The organism is Vibrio sp. R10-SG3-ISO3 (assembly GCF_059834225.1).
In genome coordinates, this window is the sequence record NZ_JCBDHE010000044.1 from 17,853 (window position 1) to 38,024 (window position 20,172).

Below are 20,172 nucleotides of genomic sequence, written 5' to 3' on the forward strand. Positions count from 1 at the left end.
CGTGATTATTCCAGCACTCGATTTAATAGAAGGTCAGGTCGTTCGTCTTTATCAGGGCGATTACGGCCAAGTGACCGAATACAAAGTGGATCCAGCTGAGCAGTTTAATCTGTATCACCAAGCTGGCGCCAACTGGCTGCACCTGGTGGATTTGACTGGTGCTAAAGATACCAGTGCGCGTCAGTTAGACCTGATTGCCAAACTGTTAGCCAGTACCCCTGCAAAAATTCAAATTGGCGGCGGCGTGCGCAGTGAGCAAGACGTTGTGGATTTACTTGAAGCCGGCGCTGAGCGCGTCGTGGTTGGTTCCACAGCGGTGAAGCAACCGGAACTGGTCAAAGGTTGGATGGAAAAATACGGTGCGGAGAGAATTGTCTTAGCGCTCGACATCAATATCGATGATCAAGGTGTACGCAAGGTGGCGATCTCCGGCTGGCAAGAAGATTCAGGCGTGACGATTGAAGCCTTAATTGACGATTATCTAACTGTCGGATTACAGCATGTTCTATGCACGGACATCTCACGTGATGGTACGTTGACGGGCTCTAACGTTGAGCTTTACGTCGACCTTTGCAAGCAGTACCCGCAAGTGCAATTTCAATCGTCAGGGGGCATTGGGTCGCTGGCTGACATCGAGGCGCTCAAAGGTAGCGGTGTGTCTGGCGTGATTGTTGGTCGTGCGTTACTCGATGGCAAATTTACTGCAGAGGAGGCGTTTGCATGTTGGCAAAGCGAATAATTCCCTGTCTCGACGTTCGAGATGGTCAGGTGGTGAAAGGGGTTCAGTTTCGCAACCATGAAATTATCGGTGACATTGTGCCCCTCGCGCAGCGTTACGCTGAGGAAGGCGCAGACGAATTAGTGTTTTACGATATTACCGCATCCAGTGATGGTCGCGTGGTCGACAAGAGCTGGGTGGCCCGCGTTGCTGAGGTCATTGACATTCCTTTTTGTGTGGCTGGTGGTATCAAATCGGCTGAAGATGCGGCGCGCATTCTCGAGTTCGGTGCTGATAAGGTGTCGATTAATTCGCCGGCCTTAGCCAATCCACAGCTGATTACCGATCTTGCGGATAAATTTGGTGTGCAGTGCATCGTGGTAGGCATTGACTCTTATTACGATAAAGAGACAGGCAAATACCAGGTGTACCAGTTCACTGGTGACGAACAACGTACCAAAGCGACACTGTGGGAAACACGCGACTGGGTACAAGAAGTTCAAAAACGAGGCGCCGGTGAGATTGTCCTTAACATGATGAATCAAGATGGCGTGCGCAACGGCTACGACATCGAACAGCTCAACATGGTGCGTGAAGTGTGCAAGGTACCGCTGATTGCTTCTGGCGGAGCCGGTGAAATGGTCCACTTTGCAGACGCTTACCATCAAGCTAACGTCGATGGTGCATTAGCGGCTTCCGTTTTCCATAAGCAAATCATCAATATTGGTGAATTAAAACACTACCTGAAACAACAAGGCGTAGAGGTACGAGTATGAGTTTTGCTAGCGGGCAAGTGAGCGCACTTGCTGAGCGTATCGATTGGGACAAAGTGGATGGCTTAGTGCCTGCGATTGTCCAAGATTTCCAATCGAGCCAAGTGCTGATGATGGGCTACATGAATCAAGATGCGCTAGAGAAAACCGCGCAGACAGGACACGTGACCTTCTTTTCACGTACGAAATCACGTCTGTGGACGAAAGGTGAGACCTCAGGGAATGTGCTTCAACTGAAAAACATGGCGCTTGATTGCGACAACGATACCTTGTTGGTCAAAGTGGAGCCTATCGGACCGACGTGCCACACAGGTACCACGACGTGCTGGGACGCTGACAAGCAAGAAGAGTCGCAAATGGTGTGGCTTCATCAACTTGAGCAGCTATTGGCTGCCCGCAAGAGTGCCGACCCAGACTCTTCCTATACTGCCAGCCTTTATGCCCGTGGCACCAAACGTATTTCGCAGAAAGTGGGCGAAGAGGGCGTTGAAGTCGCGCTTGCGGCGACGTCGGGCGACAAGGCGGAGCTAGTGTGTGAATCGGCCGATCTGATCTACCACTTGATGGTGCTGCTTCAAGACCAAGGTCTATCGATGAACGATGTGATCAATAAGCTTAGAGAGCGTCATAAGTAACGTGATTATTGATGAATGAGTGGTGCATGACATCGCTTGCTGACAGAAAAACGCTCTCGGCGATACCGAGGGCGTTTTTTTGAGCGTCTATTCGAACAAAAAGAAGTAGCCGTAACCGACCAGTAACGCCGGTAAGGCTGAATAGACGGTCGCGACTAAGGCGGCTTTTGGCGCCAGTGCAATCGCCGGGAACAAGGCATCGCCGTCGTTAGAGATGGCATTCGCCAATTGTGCCGATAGGGGCGCCGCACCAGAGATATACAAACTGGTCACCAAAATTTGCGGCCCGCACCCGGGAAGCAGACCCACAGCAACCCCCATTAGAGGCATCCAAACCCCAAGTTGAGCCACACTATTAGTGATATCGATATGCGCAGCCTGTTGGATGAGCTCAAAGGCGAGGAAGGCGACAATCACCCAAGCAGTCACAAAGTTGGTATCTTGCGCGGCTTTTTGAATCGGGTGTGACGAGACGATTTTGCAATCTTCCGCCACCGTTGACTCATAGTCTTTGATCTCACGAGTCAGAGACCACAGTAGCATGCTCATGACAATCAAACCCGTCCCAAGCCACTCCATGGTCATGTCAGGCACGTTTAACCACTGATTCACATCAACTTGAAAGGAACCGAGTATGGCGACAAGAGCGGTGGGGATCAGCAGCCACTTCCAGAATGTCCCTTGCAGATTGATGGCTTGAATTTCAATCGCTTTACTCGTCTCTTTATTGGCTGCGTGTTGCTGCGTCTGTAACGTTCGGGCTTGCTTAAGTGCGGGACGCAAAAAGTCGTCTTTGTGAATTGCGTTAACCACCAAGCCACTGACAGTACCCACGACAACACCCAGTGCAATCACACCCAATCCCACATTTGGCTGGCTGGCGAGGAGCAGAAAGGCCGCATCACCCATGGTGGCGGTCAGCACAGCGACGATGGCGCCAAATCCGACTCGCCCGCTAACAAATTGGGTGGTGACGACAATCGCGCCACCACAACCTGGCAGCGCGCCGAGCAGAGCGGCAAAAATCACTTGGTAGTGGCGCGAGTGCTGATACAGCGCTACGACTCGGTTGTCCGAACTAGTGATCTTCGCAATCGAGTGGTAGAGAGCGAGTGTCATTGCCACGTAACAAGATACGGCCCAGAAGGCATCAGAGAGGGTCGAAACCGTGAGCGCGCGTGTTGAGTCGTTTAATAACAGCGCCAACAGCCCTACTGGTAGCAGCAAGCGTTTGTACGCGGGTCTAAATTGCAGCGAGTCAAGCGTGGCAGTTTGGGCGTCGAAGTGATTCATAGTGCAAACCATCGTAAAGCATTTCTTTGATTATATGAAAATGATAATGATTTGCAAATGCATTTGAATCGATTTCACCTATCGATTCAATGGTTAAAACGAGCCCACTTAAACCCCTTGATTTAAAAGTGGTAAACGCTGATGGTTGACAAGAGCATGAAGGCTATCGGTACTTCATCACGAGTTCATCATAGCGTCCGCTCTGTTTTAGCTGGTGCAGCCCTATCATAAAACGGACCATTAGGGTGTTTTTTTCGGGATGATCTTTGGCGATGGCGAGATGCACGGGTTTTATCATCAAGCTTTTATCGACAAAGTAAAAGTGGTCTGAGTCTAAACCGATTTCCTTCATGGTATGAATGGCGGCTCGCTCATCGGCGATGATGGCGTCAACGCGTTTTGCGCGCAGTTTTCGAAGATTGGTGGCGAGATCGCTCGCGACTACCCGAGTAAAGTAGGTGGATTCATTAAAGCGCTCTCCATAGCCATAATCTTCAATAATGCCGACCGTCATGCCTTCTAATGAGGTGAAGTCTCGGTACTCAAAGGCGTTTTCTTTTAGCACAATAAACTTTAGGTGGACCATCAAATAGGGCACGCTAAATTCTAGCTCTTGGGTACGATCGTCTGACCACCAAAGCGACACCAACATATCTTTTTTACTGTTTCGCACTTCTTTAAGTGAGCGCAGCCAAGGCAAAATTTCCAAATCGATGTCATAGCCCTGCGTGGCAAACGCTTCTTGAACAATCTCTATCGCTAGCCCGGAGTTGACCCGTTCAAACACATAGGGAGGCCACTGCGCTTGAGTGGCGCGTATCACGGGAGGGCTGGCCCAAAGCGCTGTGCTAAGGAGAAGCAGCGGCAGAGCATAAAAACAAAAACGCATGGCATTGACTCATTTATGATTATTGTCCTTTGAGTGTAGACACCTTTTGCCCGACAGCCAAAACACCCGATAGGGGTTAATTGGCGCTTTTGGCACCGTTAGGCGATGACAAATTCTCAAAATCAGGTAAAGTATCGGGCTTCGTGAGTAATCGCCCAGATCGGGCTCGTAATAGTCGTATAGGAAATAAGATGATTCTAGTCGTAGGTCACAAGAACCCTGATAGTGATAGTATTTGTAGTGCTTTGGTGGCAACTGAACTGCTGAAGGCACGTGGCGAGCAAGCTATGCCTATCCGCCAAGGTGAAATCAACCGTGAAACTCAACACATCCTTGACGTTGCTGGTGCAGAGACGCCAGAGCTTCGTACGTCTGTGGCCGGTGAGAAAATCTGGTTGGTTGACTATTCAGATCTCGCTCAGGCACCTGATGATGTGGCAGACGCAGAAATCCTAGGTATCGTCGATCACCACCGTCTAGGTGATGTGATGACCACCAACCCGATGGAAGCGTGGATCTGGCCAGTAGGCTGTACCAACACGGTTCTATTCAATATGTTTAAAATCGAAGGCCACACAATCACGCCTAAGATTGCCAAGTTGATGATGTCGGCTATTTTGTCTGACACTGTGGGCTTTGCTTCGCCAACGTGTACGCAAAAAGACAAAGACGCGGTTGAAGAGCTAGCGAAGATCGCAGATGTGGCAGACATTGATGCCTTCATCAAAGACCTTCTGATTGCTAAGACGAACATTGAAGGTCTGTCGGCAGCGGAATTGGTTGAGAAAGATCTTAAAGGTTATCCATTCAACGGTCGTGATGTCGTGGTGGGTCAGGTTGAGCTTGCAACCCTAGAGCAAGTTGATGGCATGATTGATGCGCTGGAATCGGATCTTGAGCGTCGCTGCGATGAAGAAGGTCTTGCGTTTGCAGCTGTGATGCTGACAGACATCACCACAGCGCAAACTCGTCTACTCTATAAAGGTGAGTGGGCGCAGAAGCTGGTTAAGCATGAGAAAGATGGCATGCTGATGATGGAAAACACGCTGAGCCGTAAGAAGCAAGGCTGGCCTTGGCTACAAACTGAGTTGGCGTAATCCAAACAGTGATCATTTTCAAGCGCTTACAGGGTCGCCTGTGAGCGCTTTTTTCTTTGTTTAAGGGGGTAACATGTCACTCAGTGAAGAGCAAAAGACAAGCATTAACAAGATGCGTCCGGATGAGCGTTTTAATTACTGCTTAAATGCGATCGCAAAAGAGCGCAAAGTGTGGATCTTAACCGATGAGCATGGCTGCGTGATGCTCAACACCGAAGATGATGATTGCGTGCCTGTGTGGCCCTCTGAAGAGTTTGCGCGTGAGTGGGCGACCGGTGAGTGGTCTAAATGCGAGCCGCAATCCATTTCCACGGCAAAATGGTTCAGCCGTTGGACCGTCGGACTTGAGCAAGATGAGCTCTCTGTCGTTGTCTTTCCTGACAGCAATGAAGAGGGCGTCGTGCTGTTTCCAGACGAGTTTGAATTTGAGCTGAAAAAGCGCGGCTAATCGTGCCCGATGAACGTGATTAATAGCCACCAACCAGCTTAAATAGCTGGTTGTTTTTTGCCTGCTTTGCAGCATCGCGTAAGATGCCTTGTTGCTGATAGCGTTGCAGCAGTCTACGCACCACTGGCGCGGCCTGCTCTCGGCTCATACCGGGGCGCAGCTGAGGTTCGTAGAGCAGTTTTAATAAAATGACGTCGAGAGGCGAGAGGAGATCTTCAGGCGTTTCGTCATTAAAAATCGAAGGGTAGGCGCTTTCTGCGTCATTGGGCAGACCAAGCACTTGGGTGATCTCTTCGACGATGCATGCCAGCAGCTTGCCGTGACTGCGCGCTTGATCCACCGGGATAATGACGACCCCTTTGTCGATAACGCTGCTGTTCGTATAACTAAAGCTCGCTTTGCAGATGGCCCCCTTGATGTGCTCAAGAGCAAAAAGACCTATTTCCTCGGCGATCTCGTCTTGCCACTGACTTTGACGGGTGAATATCCACACCACGTTGGCGTCCTCTCGGCGTGAAACGCGCCGAATGTCATGGCCAGTCATCGCGGATAAGTCGCGCAGATGTGCATTGGTCAGCTCATCATGAAGCACGTGATCAGCCACGCGGTGATCGATCCAAATACGAATCGGTGCCTGCCATTTTGTCAGTGGCTTGTCACCAGGGCGGTATTCGTTTTTTAGTGCAACATCGAGAAAAGCGCGTTCAACAAAGTTTGGGTCAAGCCAGGTCGTCTGGCTAGGGTAGGCGAAGGTGAGGTGAGCAAAGAGCAGCAAGGGGCTAAGTAGAATCGCTTTGCCCCGTTTGAATAGATAGATTCGCTGGTCCATTGCTGACATCCCTGATTGAAATGGCGATTTAGCGAAAGCAGAGCGCTTTGTTAAAGTGGCTTTCAACCATGCGCTGAGTGATCGGGTGTTGTGGGTCAGTCAGCACCTTGTGGGTATCACCCGCCTCGACCACTTCTCCCTCGTGCATCACCATCACTTTGTCAGTGATGTGTTTGACGGTGCCAATATGCTGCGACACATAGACAAACGATACGCCCATCTCTTCTTGCAGTTCTAGAAACAGGTTAATGATCTGTGAGCGCATCGCCATATCAAGACCATTGAGCGCTTCGTCGGCGATGATGACAGAAGGCTGCAAAATTAACGCTCGCGCGAGACAGACGCGCTGCTTTTGACCTGTTGCCAACATTTGCGGATAGAAGTACGCATGCTCAGGCAACAATCCCACTCGAAGTAGGGTCTCTTTCACGCGCTTAATGCGTGCTTCGGGTGGCATGTTGGTGTTTCGCTTCAATGGCCCCTCAAGGATACGGCCAATCTGAATTCTTGGATTGAGCGAGGTGTTCGGATCTTGGAAAATCATGCGAATGAGCTTACAACGCGTCGAGTAATCTTCATGGCGCAGCGCTTCGCCATTCACTCGGATTTCGCCAGAGCTGGGTTCAACCACACCGGCCAACATGCGCGCTAACGTGGACTTACCAGAGCCATTTTGGCCGATAAACCCCACAGTTTGCCCTGCTTCTAAGCTAAAGCTCACGGGCTTGACAGCCTGTTGGATTTTCTTTCGAAACAAGCCATAACGCGTGACAAACTGTTTCGACAGTTGGTCGACTTCAAGTAGCGCACTCATGCTTTTTTTCTCTCCGTATTGAGTGGAAAGTGACAGGCAAATTTGTGGTTTTTAATCCGTCTGGTCATGGGGATCTCAACACACTGACGCTGCGCGTATGGGCAGCGGGGTCCAAGGCGACAGCCAATTGGCAAATGTTGCAACGGTGGAATGGTGCCGGGCAAGGATTGCAGTTTTTCTTTGTGAGGAATCCACTCACTAAAATCGGGCATCGCTTTCAATAGCGCCACGGTGTAGGGGTGTTTTGGCTTTTCAAGCAACTGCTCGGTATCTGCCGACTCCACTGATTGACCACAGTACATCACGGTGATGCGATCGGCCCACTGGGTGATGGTGGTGAGATCATGACCAATCAGCAAGATTGAAGTGTTGTTGATCTGATTCATTCGACTGAGCAAACGCAGGATTTGCGATTGCGTGATCGGATCGAGGTCATTGGTGGGTTCGTCTGCAATTAACAGCTTGGGTTTGGCCGCGATCGCCATCGCGATCATCACCTTTTGGCACTCCCCATCCGTCAGCTCATAAGGGTAGCTGTTCATCAGACGGTTGTGATCTTTAATGCCCACTTTGTGCAGTAGGCCAATGGCTTGCTTCTTACGCCAACTAAAGCGCTCGTACCAGCGGCCTTCAAAGGCGCTGGCTGGAATCGATTCAATCAGCTGTTTGCCCACTTCTTCCGATGGATCCAAACAGGTGGAGGGCTCTTGGAAAATCATCGCCACATCGCGCGCAATAACGCGGCGACGCTCTTTCGGCGTGAGTTGCAATAGGTCTATATTGCCTAAGCGCATGCGGTCGGCGGTGATTTTCCAGTTCTCTTTGCACACACCAACGATGGCTTTCGCCACCAGACTTTTACCTGAGCCAGATTCGCCCACAAGCCCGCGAATCTCGCCTTCGTTGAGAGTCAGGCTCATTCGATCGACCGCTTTCATCAGCCCTTGTGGCGTTTCAATCTCGATCGTGAGATGACGGATATCTAACAGCGGCATTATTCAATCCCCGCATTTAATGCTTGGCGAACCCCTTCGCCAACGAGGTTGATCACGATGACTGTGAACATAATGGCAAGGCCCGGCAACGTCACTGTCCAAGGCGCTAAATAGATGAGCTCGACGGAGTCACCGAGTAGCGCGCCCCATTCGGTACTTGGCGTTTGAGCGCCAAGGCCTAGAAAGCCCAGTGCGGTGATGTCCAAGATGGCCAATGACAACGCGTAGGTCATTTCGGCTGCGATCACCACTAAGATATTGGGCAGAATGGAGTTCCACAGCAGGTAGAAATCATTGGCACCATCGAGTCTTGCGGCCATGATGTAGTCTTTTTCCACTTCTGCGTGCACCGCGATATACAAAGAGCGCACGAAACGCGGAATAAGCGCTAGACCGATCGCCAGTAAGATATTGAATTCGCCAAAGCCCAGAAAGGCGACGAAAATGATCGCCAACAGCAGGGAAGGGATCGACATCACAGTATCAAGCAAGTGGTTGAGCGTACTGGAGAGCAGGCCTTTGGTCATTCCGGCCAAAATACCGATTGAGCAACCTATGAGGGCCGCGATGAGTGTGATGATGATGGCGGCGCCGAACGTCAGCTGTGAACCTTCGATTAAGCGCGAGAGAATGTCTCGGCCTAAATCGTCGGTGCCAAGGAAGTATTCGACGGTGCCGGTCGGATCCCAAGAAGGGGGGATCAGCAATTCACCGGTTTGTGCTTGCGGGTCATGGGGTGTGATCCACGGAGAGAGTAGCGTGATGACGATTAGCAGAATCAAACACCACAAACCAAACATCGCCAAGCTATTGGCTTTGTAGCTGCGCCAAAAACGCTCAAACTGAGTGGGTATCAACTCTTCTTGATAGATGTTATCGCTTAGCATACCACTCCTTCCTTACCAGCGGATTAACCATAGCACCCAACAGATCCGAGACAATATTGGCGGTGAGTACCAGTGTTGCCACTACGATGACACCCGCTTGAATAGAGACGTAGTCACGGTTTGATAAAGCATCCAGTAGCCAGCGACCAATCCCCGGCCAGTTAAAAATAGACTCGGTAATGATGGCCAAGGTCAACATGCTTGATAACTGAATACCGATTTTGGGGATGATGGGTGGGATGGCATTACGCAGCACGTGTTGAGTTACGATCTCGTGATTTGAGAGGCCTTTAATCCGCGCTGCGCGAATGTAGTTTTGCCCCATCACTTCCGCAACCGAGGCGCGCATCAAGCCAATAACTTGTGTGGTCGGAGCGAGTGCCAGCACCAAGCAGGGCAAGATCAGGTGTTCGATAACACTTTGCAGCGCGTGCGCTCGGTACGCACCTTTGGCAAAAAACGCGTCAACTAAGGCAAAGCCGGTCACGTGTTCAATTTGATACAGAAGATCGTAGCGGCCGCCAACGGGAAATAACTCAAAGTGCAGTGAGAACGCCATGATCATTAATAGTGCAATCCAGAATATCGGCGCAGAATAGCCCGACATCGAGGTAAAGGAGATCGCCGTATCAATCCACTTACCTTGGCGCATGCCCGCTAACGTGCCAATCGGAATACCAATCATCAGGGAGATGACAAACGCGATAAAGCACAGCTCAATGGTGGCAGGGAAGACCACTCCCAGCTCGTCAATAATCGCCACGCCTTGCTTATTAACGCCAAAGTTTAAGTGCATCAACTCTCCGACGTAAGTCGTCCATCCTGACCAGTAGCTCATTTGGCTCCAGGCGGAGTCGGGCTCTAAACGAAGTAAGCTAAAGCCCACCATGGTCAAGATAAGCAAGGTGATGATGAAGAGGTTCAGTCTTCTTAGGGTATACAGCAGCATCAGTTCACCCTCTCCACTTTATCAAAAGGTTGTGCATTGAATGGGCTCATGCGAAAACCACGAATCGAGCGATCATGCGCTTGCAACTGTACGCCGTGATTGAGTGGGATCACGGGAAATTCTTCGTTCAAAATATTCTGCGCTTGCCTATAGAGGTTGAGGCGATAGCGAGGACGATCCACTTCCAGCGCCAAATCGAGCAAAAAGTCGAAATCTGGGTTACACCAACTGGAGACATTCAGTCCAACGCGATCGGAATCACACGACAAGAGTGGACGCAGAATGTTGTCCGGATCACCCGTACTGGCGATCCAACCGGTGAGGTAGAGATCGATGTTGCTCGTGAGGTTGGTTCGCTCGAAGCGCTCATCAGTAATGAGGTTTAAGGTGATGCCAATGTCTGCCAAGTTCGCTTGAATCAACTCCGCGGTTTTGCGCGGGCTTGGGTTGAATGCGCGAGGCTCAAGAGGTACCGACATACTGAGCTCCAAACCTTCGCTGAATCCAGATTCTCGCAGCAGTGCCAAAGCATAGTTGCGATCGTAACGAATTTGGTTGGCGTCTTTTTGGTACGCCCAAGAGCTAGGCGGCAGAACCGAATAGGCTTGGCTACCCGTACCATAGTAGACAGAATCTAAAATGTTTTGTCGGTTAATGGCAAAGTTGAGTGCCTTGCGCACGCGCGCATCTTTGAGCGCAGGGTGGGCGGTATTGACAGCAATAAAGGAGATGTTCATTGCGGGCTTGGAAATCAGCTCAATGTTATCTTGCTCGCGAATGATGGGCAGTTGACTCGACAGAGGCGAGCTCAGTACATCACATTCGTTACGCAGCAGTTTAGCCAGTGTGCCAGTACCGCGATGGGAGATGTCAAACACAACTTGCTCCATCAAGGCGGGCTGTTTCCAGTAACGTGTATGGCGTTTAAGGCGAATCAGGTCGTTGACTTGGTACTCTGCCAAATAAAAGGGTCCGGTGCCGACGGGGTGAGAATCTAAGCGCGCTTTTTCATCTTTTATCTCCAGTTCACTCGCGTACTCTTTGGAGAGAATCACCGGGTAGCTGGTGGCGATGTTGGATAAAAACGTGTTATCCGGACGAGAGAGAATAAAGCGGACTTGGTCATCTGAGGTAGCCACGACATCTTCAATTAAATTGGGGAAGTCGATGCTGTTAAACCAAGGGTAAATACCGCCCCCGACGTGATGAAACGGATGTTGTGGGTCAATGATACGCTTAAAACTAAACACCACGTCTTGTGCATTCAGTGCTCGAGAGGGCGTAAACCACGGTGTGATTTGAAATTGGATGTTGGGACGAAGCGTAAACGTGTACTCCGTGCCGCTTGCATCGACCTGCCATGCGGTGGCGAGACTGGGTATGGGTTCGTATGTATCTGGATCGAGGACCAGTAAGGTATCGAAAATCTGAGGGCTGAGCGCTTCAGACGTGATGCCGCTGTCGACCAGTTGCGGGTTAAAGGTCCCGGGGCCACCTTGGCCACAATAGACGAAGCCACTTTGGCGGATTTTGCTGTGGTCGATGTCGTCTCCGCAGCCGCTAAGCAAACCGAGGCCAACGAGACCGAATGTTAACTGTAGTAATGCTTTCATAGAAAGAGCGATTGCCTGAGATAAAGCACAAAGCGATTGGACATTATGCCTCAATATCTGAGTGATTTACCATAAAAGATAAGGGTAATTTATCATTAAACCTCTTGATAACCCAAGTGTTGGGTTATCAAGAGCCGATTTACTCATCGTCTGCGGAAGACTCAAGGTTTGGCGTATTTAATTGATACTTTCTCACCATTCCCCTGAGCTGATGATAGCTAAGACCGAGCAATTGTGCGGCTTTTCGCTGGTTGTATTTGCTTTCTGCCAGCACTTGGTTAAGCAGAGCGATGTCTTGCTCTTCCTGCCAGCGTTTGTAATCCATCGGAAAAGTAAACACAGGCGCACCTTCAGCATTGGACGCCTTCTCTATAGTGTCATGAGAAGCGGATTCGAGAGGCTCACTCCACTGCGGCTTAAAAGGGTTAAAGGTCAACTCATCAATCGGCGTTTCTTGCTCGCCATGAAGGTACACGGCACGTTCGACGACATTTTTCAGCTCGCGCACGTTGCCAGGCCAGTCGTAATCGAGCAACGCTGCCTCCGAATGTTCGGTGAAGCCGGCAAAATAGCTAAGCCCTAATTCACGGCACATCTTGATGGCGTAGTATTGGGCAAGCAATAGGATGTCTTGTTGACGCGCTCGTAACGGTGGGAGGTAAATGACATCGAAGGCGAGCCTGTCGAGCAAGTCAGCGCGAAAATGCCCGTCTTTCGCCATGGTGGGTAAATCGGCGTTGGTGGCGCAGATGAGCCTGACATTGGCCGTCAGTGGTTTTTGCCCTCCGACTCGCTCATAGTGACCATACTCGATGACGCGCAGCAGCTTTTCTTGCACCATTTGCGGGGCAGTGGCCAGCTCGTCTAGAAACAGCGTGCCATTTTCCGCACGCTCAAATCGGCCTTGATGACGCCCTTTGGAGCCGGTAAAGGCTCCTTGCTCATGCCCAAATAGCTCGGAATCTATCAAGCCTTCGCTAAGCGCCGCGCAGTTAAGTGAAATTAAAGGTTGGTCCCAACGCTTGGACAGGTAGTGAAGGCGCTGTGCGATCAGCTCTTTGCCCGTTCCTCGCTCGCCGATAATTAACACCGGACGCTCTATCGCAGCCAATTTGGAGACTTTATCGAGCACCGCAAGAAACGCGGGTGACTCGCCAATCAGATTTTGTTGCATAGTCGCGGCTCACTCAATATCGCCCCTATGGGCGGTTGGTAAAATTTACCTTATGTTGGTTATTTTCATCACATGCGTGTCTTTCAATCAAGAGCTAAAATCTAAGTGATTGTTTTAAATGCGCTTATTTATTGGCACGACACTTGTATTGTTCACACTCGTAGCGACAACCATTAAGGAGCCTCATCATGGGTATTTTTTCAAGATTCGCCGACATCGTTAACTCCAACATCAGTGCTCTGCTTGATAAAGCCGAGGATCCCGAGAAGATGATCCGCCTCATTATCCAAGAGATGGAGGATACACTTGTCGAAGTGCGCACTAACTCCGCCAAAGCGATAGCGGACAAAAAAGAGCTGGCGCGCAAAGTGGAAGCCATTGATGAGCAAGTGCATGATTGGCAGCAGAAGGCCTCTTTAGCATTGACTAAGCAGCGCGAGGATCTCGCCCGTGCTGCCTTGATTGAGAAACAGAAATTACAAGACGTACTCAAAGGTCTTCACACAGAGCAAACCTTAGTGGAAGAAACCATCGAGAAGCTGACCGGTGAAATCAGTAAGCTAGAGAGTAAAATTACCGAGACTCGCGCCAAGCAACAGGCGTTGGCGATTCGCAGCCAAGCCGCCTCCAATCGTCGTGATGTTCAGAAACATCTGCACACGGCCCGAACCAACGAAGCGATGGCGAAGTTTGATCAATATTCACGTAAGATTGATGAACTGGAAGCGGAAGCAGATGTGTTTGCGCAATCTGGCCAGAGTAAATCACTTGACCAAGAATTTGCTGAGTTGCAAGCTCAAGATGAAATTGAGAAAGAACTCGCGCAACTAAAGCAGCAGATGGAAGAGAAAAAATCCTCTTAATCCCTCTGTGAAAAATCATTTCGCCGCAGAACATTCGCCCCACAACAATAGGGAGAAGCGATCAGCTTCTCCGCCTAAAAGGAGTCATGTATGTCATCGTTTATGGTTACAGGGCCATTAATTGTCTTTTTGATTTTTGTCGCCCCCTTGTGGCTTTTCTTGCACTATCGCAGCAAAAAAAGAACCAGCAGTGGCTTATCTCAAGAGGATTACCAGCGCCTGCAAAGCTTATCCAACAAAGCCGATGCGATGCAGCAACGAGTAGAAACCTTAGAGCGGATCCTTGACGAGCAGTCCCCAAACTGGAGACGTCGCTATGAGTAAACGTGAACTGTATCGAGATCCTGCCAACGGTAAGTTGTCGGGCGTGTGCGCTGGGCTGGCCAACTACTTCTCACTAGAAGTGTGGCTAGTACGTATTTTGGTCATCTCTGCAGCGCTGTTGGGCGGCTCGTTTCTGGTGCTGCTAGCCTATGTTGCTCTCAGCTTTATGTTGGAAAAAATGCCCGCCAGTTATCAAGCGGAAATGGAGAGCGAGCAAGGACATAAACTCAAGAGTAAGCCTTGGGAAAAGGGTCAAGCGCCAAGCGCATTACTCGATAATATTGAGCAAGAGTTTGATCAGCTCGAAGGCAAAATCAGAGATATGGAAGCCTACGTCACCTCAGATACGTTTAGTGTCGAGCGGGAGTTTCGCTCGCTCTAACGGGGCGGCGGCAAACAGTGATGGGGCGCCCACTTCATGCCTTTATCATCAAAGCGTGAAAGTTCATCACTGAGACTGATGTCTAAAACTCGGCCAAATCCCTAATTTTCATAATAATTTATTATCCCTGTTATGGAAGCGTGCATCGCTATCATCTACCTTTATTAATAGTTGGATTAAATAGATGAATAGCGAACAATGGAACTGTGACTATGCGAACTTCCTTAACGCTCGTGGTGGGCGCCGCGCTGATTAGTGGCTGCGGAAAAGAGCCTGCCCCTGTCCCTGAGCCAGACTCTCGTCCGGCGAAATTATTTACCGTCTCGGTTGGCAACACGCAATTTGAACGTCAATTCCCGGCAGTCTCTGAAGCCGGAGATCGCGCCGTTCTTGCATTTCGCGTGCCTGGGCAGCTGCAAACCATTGATGTGCGCGAGGGGCAAAATGTCACGCGTGGTCAAGTGTTAGCCACCCTCAACCCCGATGAATATGCCTTACTTGCCGAGCAAGCCAACGCGCAGTTCACACTGGCTGACGTGCAATATCGCCGTTATAAAAAACTGCGTGAAGATAAAGTCGTTTCCGAGCAAGATTTTGACCAAGCGCAAGCCAACCACAATTCGGCAAAAGCACAGCTTGATCAAGCCAACGCGAATCTGGGCTACACACGCTTACTTGCGCCTTATGATGGCACCATCTCGTTGATTCCCGCTGAAAACTTTGAATATGTCGCTGCTAAGCAAGCAGTGATGAATATTCAAACCAATCAATTAATGAAAGTGGTGTTCCAACTGCCAGACTACCTGCTCAATCATTTTGCGCGAGGGGCACGATCCCAAGCCGTCATGACTTTTGACGCCTTTCCTGAGTACCAATATTCGCTGAGTTTTCAAGAGTTAGATACGGAAGCGGACCCCAAAACCGGATCGTACAAAGTGACCATGATTATGGAGCGCCCAACGGATGTCGGGATTTTGCCTGGCATGGCTGGCATTGTCAGTGTCACCGCGGGCAGCGGAGAAGCGACAACCATCCCGAAATCAGCACTGCTTGAACAAGACGGTGTCACTTATGTATGGCGAGTCGATGACCAAGGTCTAGTGGAAAAAGCGCCAGTCACATTGGATGAGCGCCGTTATGTGGTGTCGGGGCTCAGTGATGGCGACCAAATAGTCACCTCTGGGGTCAACAGCATGACTGCAGGTATCAAAGTGCGTGAATGGATTAAAGAGCGGGGGTTGTGATGAACAGAATATGGACCACATCGGTCGCCTTGCTGTGCACCAGCGTATTGTTTGGCTGTGAAAGAGAAGCGGACTACTTAGATTTTGGCTTGCCTAAAGTTAAAGTGGCGAGCGTCGGCAGCGAGTTCAGCGGTGATAGCCTCTTTTTTCCTGCGGTGGCCAATGCCGCTGACCGAGCTCATCTTAGTTTTCGTGTCGCTGGCGAAATTAGCCAATTGAATGTCAAAGAAGGGGATAAAGTCGCAAAAGGTGACGTCATCGCCGTGCTTGACCCAACCGACTACCAGTTGGATGTCGACAACGCCAGTGCCAAATACACCGTGGTTGACAGTCAATATCGCCGCTCAAAACCCTTGGTGGATAAAGGGCTGTTGGCGAAGTCTCAGTTTGATGAAATTGCCGCGAACCGCCAAATTGCGCTCGCAGAACTGCAACTGGCTAAGTTGCGGCTCTCGTTTACCCAATTATTGGCACCCGTCGATGGGGTGATTTCACGTGTGGCGGTGGATCAGTTCGAAAATATTCAAGTGGGTCAGCAAGTGGTGAACATTCACAGCTTAGACAACGTCGAAGTGGTGATTCAATTGCCAGACAGACTCTACGCCCGCCAACCAGAGCAAGCCAAACTGGAAAAAATCGATGCGGTGGTTCGTGTGCCTAGTGGCAACGAATATTCAGCAACCATCAAGGCGTTCACCACTGAGCCCGATCCCTCAACGGGCACTTTCACCGTGACCTTATCAATGCCCATGCCAGAAGAGGAGTACATTTTGGACGGCATGGCGGTCGAAGTGACCTCACGTGGGGAAAACGCAGGCTTGAATTTATCAGCAGGGGTACAAGTACCGATTGAAGCGATATTTAATGCCGATGGCGACGCACTGGCGCGTAGCGAAACCTTCATCTGGCGTCTAGACGATGACGGTACGGTTAGCAAGCAAGCCGTGGTGACTGGCAAGGCGACCAAAACATCGGTGCAGATCCTTGAAGGCCTGGAAGCGGGTCAACAAGTCGTAATCGCAGGGCTCGGGAAATTGACACAGGGAATGCGAGTTGAAGTCATCGCCAAGGAGGCGCAGCATGACGAACTCTAATCAAACGCCACGCGCAGACGACGACATTACAGGCATCGCCGCGTACTTTATTCGCAATCGAGTCATCAGTTGGATGATTTCACTGATCTTTTTGATTGGTGGAGCGGCGGCGTTCTTTGGTTTGGGCCGTTTGGAAGACCCTGCCTTTACCATCAAAGATGCTATGGTCGTCACTTCCTATCCCGGTGCCACACCGCAGCAAGTGGAAGAAGAGGTGACTTACCCACTAGAAAAGGCGATTCAGCAACTGACCTATGTCGATGAAGTGAACTCCATTTCCAGTCGAGGTTTATCGCAAATCACCGTCACCATGAAAAACAACTACGGGCCGGATGATCTGCCGCAAATTTGGGACGAGTTGCGCCGCAAAGTCAACGACCTCAAAGGCTCGCTGCCACCTGGGGTAAATGATCCACAAGTGATTGATGACTTTGGTGATGTGTATGGCATTTTGCTCGCCGTCACCGGAGATGGTTACAGTTACAAAGAGCTGCTTGATTACGTCGACTATCTGCGTCGAGAGCTTGAACTGATAGACGGTGTCAGCAAAGTCTCGGTGAGTGGTCAGCAACAAGAGCAAGTGTTTATCGAAATTTCCATGAAGCGCCTCAGTAGCCTCGGGTTATCACCGAGCACGGTGTTTAACTTGCTTTCGACACAAAATGTGGTCTCGGATGCCGGCGCGGTGCGCATTGGCAGCGAATACATTCGCATTCAGCCGACGGGTGAGTTTCAAAATGTCGACCAGTTGGGCGACTTGATTTTGACAGAATCGGGCGCACAAGGACTTATCTATCTGCGGGACGTCGCCGAGATTACGCGCGGATACATCGAAGTCCCAAGCAACATTATTACCTTTAACGGCCATTTGGCGCTCAACCTCGGCGTCTCTTTTGCGCAAGGGGTGAATGTGGTCGAAGTAGGGCAGCGTTTTGATCGCCGTTTGGCTGAGTTGAAATATCAGCAGCCGGTAGGCGTCGAGATTGCAGAAATCTACAGCCAGCCGAAGGAAGTCGACAAGTCAGTGAGTGGCTTTGTGGTCAGCTTGGGCCAAGCGGTCGCGATTGTGATTGTGGTGCTACTGTTTTTCATGGGCTTACGCTCCGGGCTCTTGATTGGTCTTATATTACTGCTGACCGTGTTGGGTACTTTTATTTTTATGAAGTACTTTGCGATCGATTTGCAGCGCATCTCGCTTGGTGCCCTGGTTATCGCACTTGGTATGCTGGTGGACAACGCGATTGTGGTGGTGGAAGGGATACTGATTGGCACGCAAAAAGGGCGCACCCGACTGCAAGCCGCGACGGATATCGTCACGCAAACCAAGTGGCCTCTGCTCGGTGCGACGGTGATTGCGGTTACTGCGTTTGCGCCTATTGGGCTGTCTGAAGACTCGACCGGTGAGTATTGCGGTACCTTGTTTACCGTGTTGCTTATCTCGTTAATGCTCAGTTGGTTTACCGCGATTTCGATTACGCCGTTTTTTGCTGATATCTTCTTTAAAGGGCAAAAAAACGCCGCGGGCAGTGAGGATGCCGATCCCTACAATGGGATTATCTTTGTCGTCTATCGACGCTTTTTGCAGTTGTGTATGCGCCAAGCTTGGTTCACGGTCATCGTCTTGGTGGTGGGGTTGGCCGCCAGTGTGTATGGCTTTGGCTTTGTTAAGCAGGCGTTTTTCCCCTCATCGACCACGCCCATGTTTCAGGCGGATATTTGGTTGCCAGAAGGGACGGACATTCGCGCGACCAACACTAAGCTCAAAGCGTTAGAGAGTTGGATCACTCAACAAGATGGCGTCGAGCATGTCACCACGACCGCCGGAAAAGGCTTGCAGCGCTTTATGCTCACGTATGCTCCGGAGAAAAGCTACGCAGCTTATGGGGAGATCACCACGCGAGTCACCAGCTATGAATCTTTGGATGCCTTGATGGTGAAATTTCGTGCCCACGTTGAGCAGCAGTTTCCGGAAGTCAATTACAAGCTGAAGAAGATTGAGCTCGGCCCGGGCGGTGGCGCAAAAATTGAGGCGCGCCTGATTGGCTCCGACCCAACGGTGCTGCGTTCGCTCGCCGCAGAGGTGCAGGGCATCATGCGTGACGATCCTGGCGCGACCAACATCCGTCATGACTGGCGTGAGCGCACTAAGGTTTTAGAGCCCAAGTTCAACGAAAGCCAAGCGAGACGTTACGGCATCACAAAATCCGATGTTGACGATTTTCTTTCGATGTCGTTCTCTGGGCTCTCCATCGGTGTGTACCGAGATGGGACGACCTTGATGCCAATTGTCGCAAGACTGCCTGAGGAAGAGCGGGTGGATATTCGCAACATCGAAGGGATGAAGATATGGAGCCCTGCACTGAGCGAATTTATTCCCCTGCAGCAAGTCACGCTAGGTTATGACATGCGCTGGGAAGACCCGATTATTGTGCGTAAAAACCGCAAACGTATGTTGACTGTCATGGCTGACCCAGACTTGCTCGGCGAAGAAACAGCGGCCACTCTGCAAAGTCGCTTACAAACCAAGATAGAAGCGCTCGAGTTCCCGCCGGGGTATTCGCTCGAATGGGGCGGGGAGTATGAGTCTTCCGCCGATGCGCAAGCATCGCTATTTACTACGATGCCGATGGGCTATTTGTTCATGTTCTTGATCACCGTGTTCTTGTTCAACTCCATCAAAGAGCCGATCATCGTCTGGTGCACCGTGCCATTGGCCCTGATTGGTGTCACCAGTGGACTATTGCTGCTGGATACACCGTTTGGTTTCATGGCGCTACTCGGCTTTTTGAGTCTGTCTGGCATGGTATTGAAAAACGGCATTGTGCTGCTGGATCAGATCGAGATAGAGATGAAACTGGGTAAAGATCCCTACGTCGCGGTGGTGGATGCGGCGCTGAGTCGTGTACGTCCGGTGTGTATGGCGGCGATTACTACCATTTTAGGTATGATACCGCTGCTACCGGACATCTTCTTTAAACCGATGGCCGTGACCATTATGTTTGGTCTTGGGTTTGCCACCGTGCTGACGTTGATTGTGGTACCCGTGTTGTATCGCCTATTCCACTCAGTATGTGTGCCGAATGGTCGAGAGCCAAGTGACCCTTCAGCACAGGGTATGCAAGAGGCGACTCAGTAACTCGCAGTTAGAACA

Annotated in this window: 20 protein-coding genes; 11 read left to right on the top strand and 9 right to left on the bottom strand. The window is 50.6% G+C overall.

The window, feature by feature from the left end; genetic code table 11:
* The first annotated feature begins 1 nt into the window (after position 1).
* The 3 genes from hisA to hisIE are packed head-to-tail and all read left to right on the top strand — an operon-like array spanning position 2 to position 2,126.
* A complete protein-coding gene (gene hisA / locus AC6R1A_RS12485) occupies positions 2 to 739 on the top strand; it encodes a 1-(5-phosphoribosyl)-5-[(5-phosphoribosylamino)methylideneamino]imidazole-4-carboxamide isomerase (protein WP_487902056.1) in 738 nt (245 codons plus the stop codon).
* The gene (gene hisF / locus AC6R1A_RS12490) at positions 721 to 1,494 is read left to right on the top strand and encodes an imidazole glycerol phosphate synthase subunit HisF (RefSeq protein WP_500631620.1); all 774 of its coding nucleotides are present in this window, start codon (positions 721 to 723) and stop codon (positions 1,492 to 1,494) included. The genes hisA and hisF overlap by 19 nt, the downstream gene beginning before the upstream one ends.
* Positions 1,491 to 2,126 carry a bifunctional phosphoribosyl-AMP cyclohydrolase/phosphoribosyl-ATP diphosphatase HisIE gene (gene hisIE, locus AC6R1A_RS12495; RefSeq protein ID WP_500632622.1) on the top strand — a complete coding sequence of 212 codons (636 nt, stop codon included), beginning with the start codon at positions 1,491 to 1,493 and terminating at the stop codon, positions 2,124 to 2,126. The genes hisF and hisIE overlap by 4 nt, the downstream gene beginning before the upstream one ends.
* An 87-nt stretch (positions 2,127 to 2,213) precedes the next feature.
* On the opposite strand, the gene AC6R1A_RS12500 is transcribed toward hisIE, so the two are convergent.
* Together AC6R1A_RS12500 and AC6R1A_RS12505 are read right to left on the bottom strand one after the other, a co-directional pair.
* Complete coding sequence (locus AC6R1A_RS12500; RefSeq protein WP_500632621.1) at positions 2,214 to 3,419, bottom strand: putative manganese transporter; 1,206 nt, start codon at positions 3,417 to 3,419, stop codon at positions 2,214 to 2,216.
* A gap of 163 nt (positions 3,420 to 3,582) precedes the next feature.
* On the bottom strand, positions 3,583 to 4,308 hold the full coding sequence (locus AC6R1A_RS12505; RefSeq protein WP_500632620.1) for a transporter substrate-binding domain-containing protein: 726 nt from the start codon (positions 4,306 to 4,308) through the stop codon (positions 3,583 to 3,585).
* 191 nt (positions 4,309 to 4,499) lie between these two features.
* On the opposite strand from AC6R1A_RS12505, the gene AC6R1A_RS12510 reads away from it, so the two are divergent.
* Complete coding sequence (locus AC6R1A_RS12510) at positions 4,500 to 5,405, top strand: manganese-dependent inorganic pyrophosphatase (RefSeq protein WP_500632619.1); 906 nt, start codon at positions 4,500 to 4,502, stop codon at positions 5,403 to 5,405.
* Positions 5,406 to 5,478: 73 nt separating this feature from the next.
* Positions 5,479 to 5,853, top strand: coding sequence for a DUF2750 domain-containing protein (locus tag AC6R1A_RS12515; RefSeq protein ID WP_500632618.1), 375 nt, complete (start codon positions 5,479 to 5,481; stop codon positions 5,851 to 5,853).
* 19 nt (positions 5,854 to 5,872) lie between these two features.
* Here the strand turns inward: AC6R1A_RS12515 and AC6R1A_RS12520 are convergent, their stop codons facing one another.
* The 7 genes from AC6R1A_RS12520 to pspF all read right to left on the bottom strand — a co-directional run bounded on the left by AC6R1A_RS12520 (position 5,873) and on the right by pspF (position 13,114).
* Positions 5,873 to 6,682: a DUF2927 domain-containing protein gene (locus AC6R1A_RS12520; protein ID WP_500632617.1), complete on the bottom strand. Its 810-nt coding sequence runs from the start codon at positions 6,680 to 6,682 to the stop codon at positions 5,873 to 5,875.
* Positions 6,683 to 6,710: 28 nt separating this feature from the next.
* Positions 6,711 to 7,496, bottom strand: a complete 786-nt coding sequence (locus tag AC6R1A_RS12525; protein WP_500632616.1) for a peptide ABC transporter ATP-binding protein — start codon at positions 7,494 to 7,496, stop codon at positions 6,711 to 6,713.
* Positions 7,493 to 8,491 (bottom strand): peptide ABC transporter ATP-binding protein, encoded by a 999-nt coding sequence (locus AC6R1A_RS12530; protein ID WP_334550754.1) that lies wholly within the window; start codon positions 8,489 to 8,491, stop codon positions 7,493 to 7,495. Before AC6R1A_RS12530 ends, AC6R1A_RS12525 begins: the two co-directional genes overlap by 4 nt.
* The gene (sapC, locus tag AC6R1A_RS12535; RefSeq protein ID WP_500631614.1) at positions 8,491 to 9,378 is read right to left on the bottom strand and encodes a putrescine export ABC transporter permease SapC; all 888 of its coding nucleotides are present in this window, start codon (positions 9,376 to 9,378) and stop codon (positions 8,491 to 8,493) included. The genes AC6R1A_RS12530 and sapC overlap by 1 nt, the downstream gene beginning before the upstream one ends.
* Positions 9,365 to 10,327 carry an ABC transporter permease gene (locus AC6R1A_RS12540; protein WP_500631613.1) on the bottom strand — a complete coding sequence of 321 codons (963 nt, stop codon included), beginning with the start codon at positions 10,325 to 10,327 and terminating at the stop codon, positions 9,365 to 9,367. The genes sapC and AC6R1A_RS12540 overlap by 14 nt, the downstream gene beginning before the upstream one ends.
* Positions 10,327 to 11,940 carry an ABC transporter substrate-binding protein gene (locus tag AC6R1A_RS12545; RefSeq protein WP_334550748.1) on the bottom strand — a complete coding sequence of 538 codons (1,614 nt, stop codon included), beginning with the start codon at positions 11,938 to 11,940 and terminating at the stop codon, positions 10,327 to 10,329. The genes AC6R1A_RS12540 and AC6R1A_RS12545 overlap by 1 nt, the downstream gene beginning before the upstream one ends.
* 139 nt (positions 11,941 to 12,079) lie before the next feature.
* The gene (pspF, locus tag AC6R1A_RS12550) at positions 12,080 to 13,114 is read right to left on the bottom strand and encodes a phage shock protein operon transcriptional activator (RefSeq protein ID WP_500632615.1); all 1,035 of its coding nucleotides are present in this window, start codon (positions 13,112 to 13,114) and stop codon (positions 12,080 to 12,082) included.
* Positions 13,115 to 13,302: 188 nt separating this feature from the next.
* On the opposite strand from pspF, the gene pspA reads away from it, so the two are divergent.
* From pspA to AC6R1A_RS12580, 6 genes are all read left to right on the top strand, one after another.
* A complete protein-coding gene (gene pspA / locus AC6R1A_RS12555; protein ID WP_500631611.1) occupies positions 13,303 to 13,977 on the top strand; it encodes a phage shock protein PspA in 675 nt (224 codons plus the stop codon).
* A 90-nt stretch (positions 13,978 to 14,067) separates the two neighbouring features.
* On the top strand, positions 14,068 to 14,301 hold the full coding sequence (gene pspB / locus AC6R1A_RS12560; protein ID WP_334550742.1) for an envelope stress response membrane protein PspB: 234 nt from the start codon (positions 14,068 to 14,070) through the stop codon (positions 14,299 to 14,301).
* Positions 14,294 to 14,683, top strand: coding sequence for an envelope stress response membrane protein PspC (pspC, locus tag AC6R1A_RS12565; RefSeq protein WP_334550740.1), 390 nt, complete (start codon positions 14,294 to 14,296; stop codon positions 14,681 to 14,683). The genes pspB and pspC overlap by 8 nt, the downstream gene beginning before the upstream one ends.
* A gap of 212 nt (positions 14,684 to 14,895) precedes the next feature.
* On the top strand, positions 14,896 to 15,927 hold the full coding sequence (locus tag AC6R1A_RS12570) for an efflux RND transporter periplasmic adaptor subunit (RefSeq protein ID WP_500632614.1): 1,032 nt from the start codon (positions 14,896 to 14,898) through the stop codon (positions 15,925 to 15,927).
* Positions 15,927 to 17,021, top strand: coding sequence for an efflux RND transporter periplasmic adaptor subunit (locus AC6R1A_RS12575; RefSeq protein ID WP_500632613.1), 1,095 nt, complete (start codon positions 15,927 to 15,929; stop codon positions 17,019 to 17,021). The genes AC6R1A_RS12570 and AC6R1A_RS12575 overlap by 1 nt, the downstream gene beginning before the upstream one ends.
* Complete coding sequence (locus tag AC6R1A_RS12580) at positions 17,008 to 20,157, top strand: efflux RND transporter permease subunit (protein ID WP_500632612.1); 3,150 nt, start codon at positions 17,008 to 17,010, stop codon at positions 20,155 to 20,157. The genes AC6R1A_RS12575 and AC6R1A_RS12580 overlap by 14 nt, the downstream gene beginning before the upstream one ends.
* Positions 20,158 to 20,172 lie beyond the last annotated feature (15 nt).

Coding starts and splice junctions, on each gene's coding strand:
- hisF (WP_500631620.1), top strand. CDS start 721: ATGTTGGCAAAGCGAATAATTCCCTGTCTCGACGTTCGAGATGGTCAG.
- hisIE (WP_500632622.1), top strand. CDS start 1,491: ATGAGTTTTGCTAGCGGGCAAGTGAGCGCACTTGCTGAGCGTATCGAT.
- AC6R1A_RS12500 (WP_500632621.1), bottom strand. CDS start 3,419: ATGAATCACTTCGACGCCCAAACTGCCACGCTTGACTCGCTGCAATTT.
- AC6R1A_RS12505 (WP_500632620.1), bottom strand. CDS start 4,308: ATGCGTTTTTGTTTTTATGCTCTGCCGCTGCTTCTCCTTAGCACAGCG.
- AC6R1A_RS12510 (WP_500632619.1), top strand. CDS start 4,500: ATGATTCTAGTCGTAGGTCACAAGAACCCTGATAGTGATAGTATTTGT.
- AC6R1A_RS12515 (WP_500632618.1), top strand. CDS start 5,479: ATGTCACTCAGTGAAGAGCAAAAGACAAGCATTAACAAGATGCGTCCG.
- AC6R1A_RS12520 (WP_500632617.1), bottom strand. CDS start 6,682: ATGGACCAGCGAATCTATCTATTCAAACGGGGCAAAGCGATTCTACTT.
- AC6R1A_RS12525 (WP_500632616.1), bottom strand. CDS start 7,496: ATGAGTGCGCTACTTGAAGTCGACCAACTGTCGAAACAGTTTGTCACG.
- AC6R1A_RS12530 (WP_334550754.1), bottom strand. CDS start 8,491: ATGCCGCTGTTAGATATCCGTCATCTCACGATCGAGATTGAAACGCCA.
- sapC (WP_500631614.1), bottom strand. CDS start 9,378: ATGCTAAGCGATAACATCTATCAAGAAGAGTTGATACCCACTCAGTTT.
- AC6R1A_RS12540 (WP_500631613.1), bottom strand. CDS start 10,327: ATGCTGCTGTATACCCTAAGAAGACTGAACCTCTTCATCATCACCTTG.
- AC6R1A_RS12545 (WP_334550748.1), bottom strand. CDS start 11,940: ATGAAAGCATTACTACAGTTAACATTCGGTCTCGTTGGCCTCGGTTTG.
- pspF (WP_500632615.1), bottom strand. CDS start 13,114: ATGCAACAAAATCTGATTGGCGAGTCACCCGCGTTTCTTGCGGTGCTC.
- pspA (WP_500631611.1), top strand. CDS start 13,303: ATGGGTATTTTTTCAAGATTCGCCGACATCGTTAACTCCAACATCAGT.
- pspB (WP_334550742.1), top strand. CDS start 14,068: ATGTCATCGTTTATGGTTACAGGGCCATTAATTGTCTTTTTGATTTTT.
- pspC (WP_334550740.1), top strand. CDS start 14,294: ATGAGTAAACGTGAACTGTATCGAGATCCTGCCAACGGTAAGTTGTCG.
- AC6R1A_RS12570 (WP_500632614.1), top strand. CDS start 14,896: ATGCGAACTTCCTTAACGCTCGTGGTGGGCGCCGCGCTGATTAGTGGC.
- AC6R1A_RS12575 (WP_500632613.1), top strand. CDS start 15,927: ATGAACAGAATATGGACCACATCGGTCGCCTTGCTGTGCACCAGCGTA.
- AC6R1A_RS12580 (WP_500632612.1), top strand. CDS start 17,008: ATGACGAACTCTAATCAAACGCCACGCGCAGACGACGACATTACAGGC.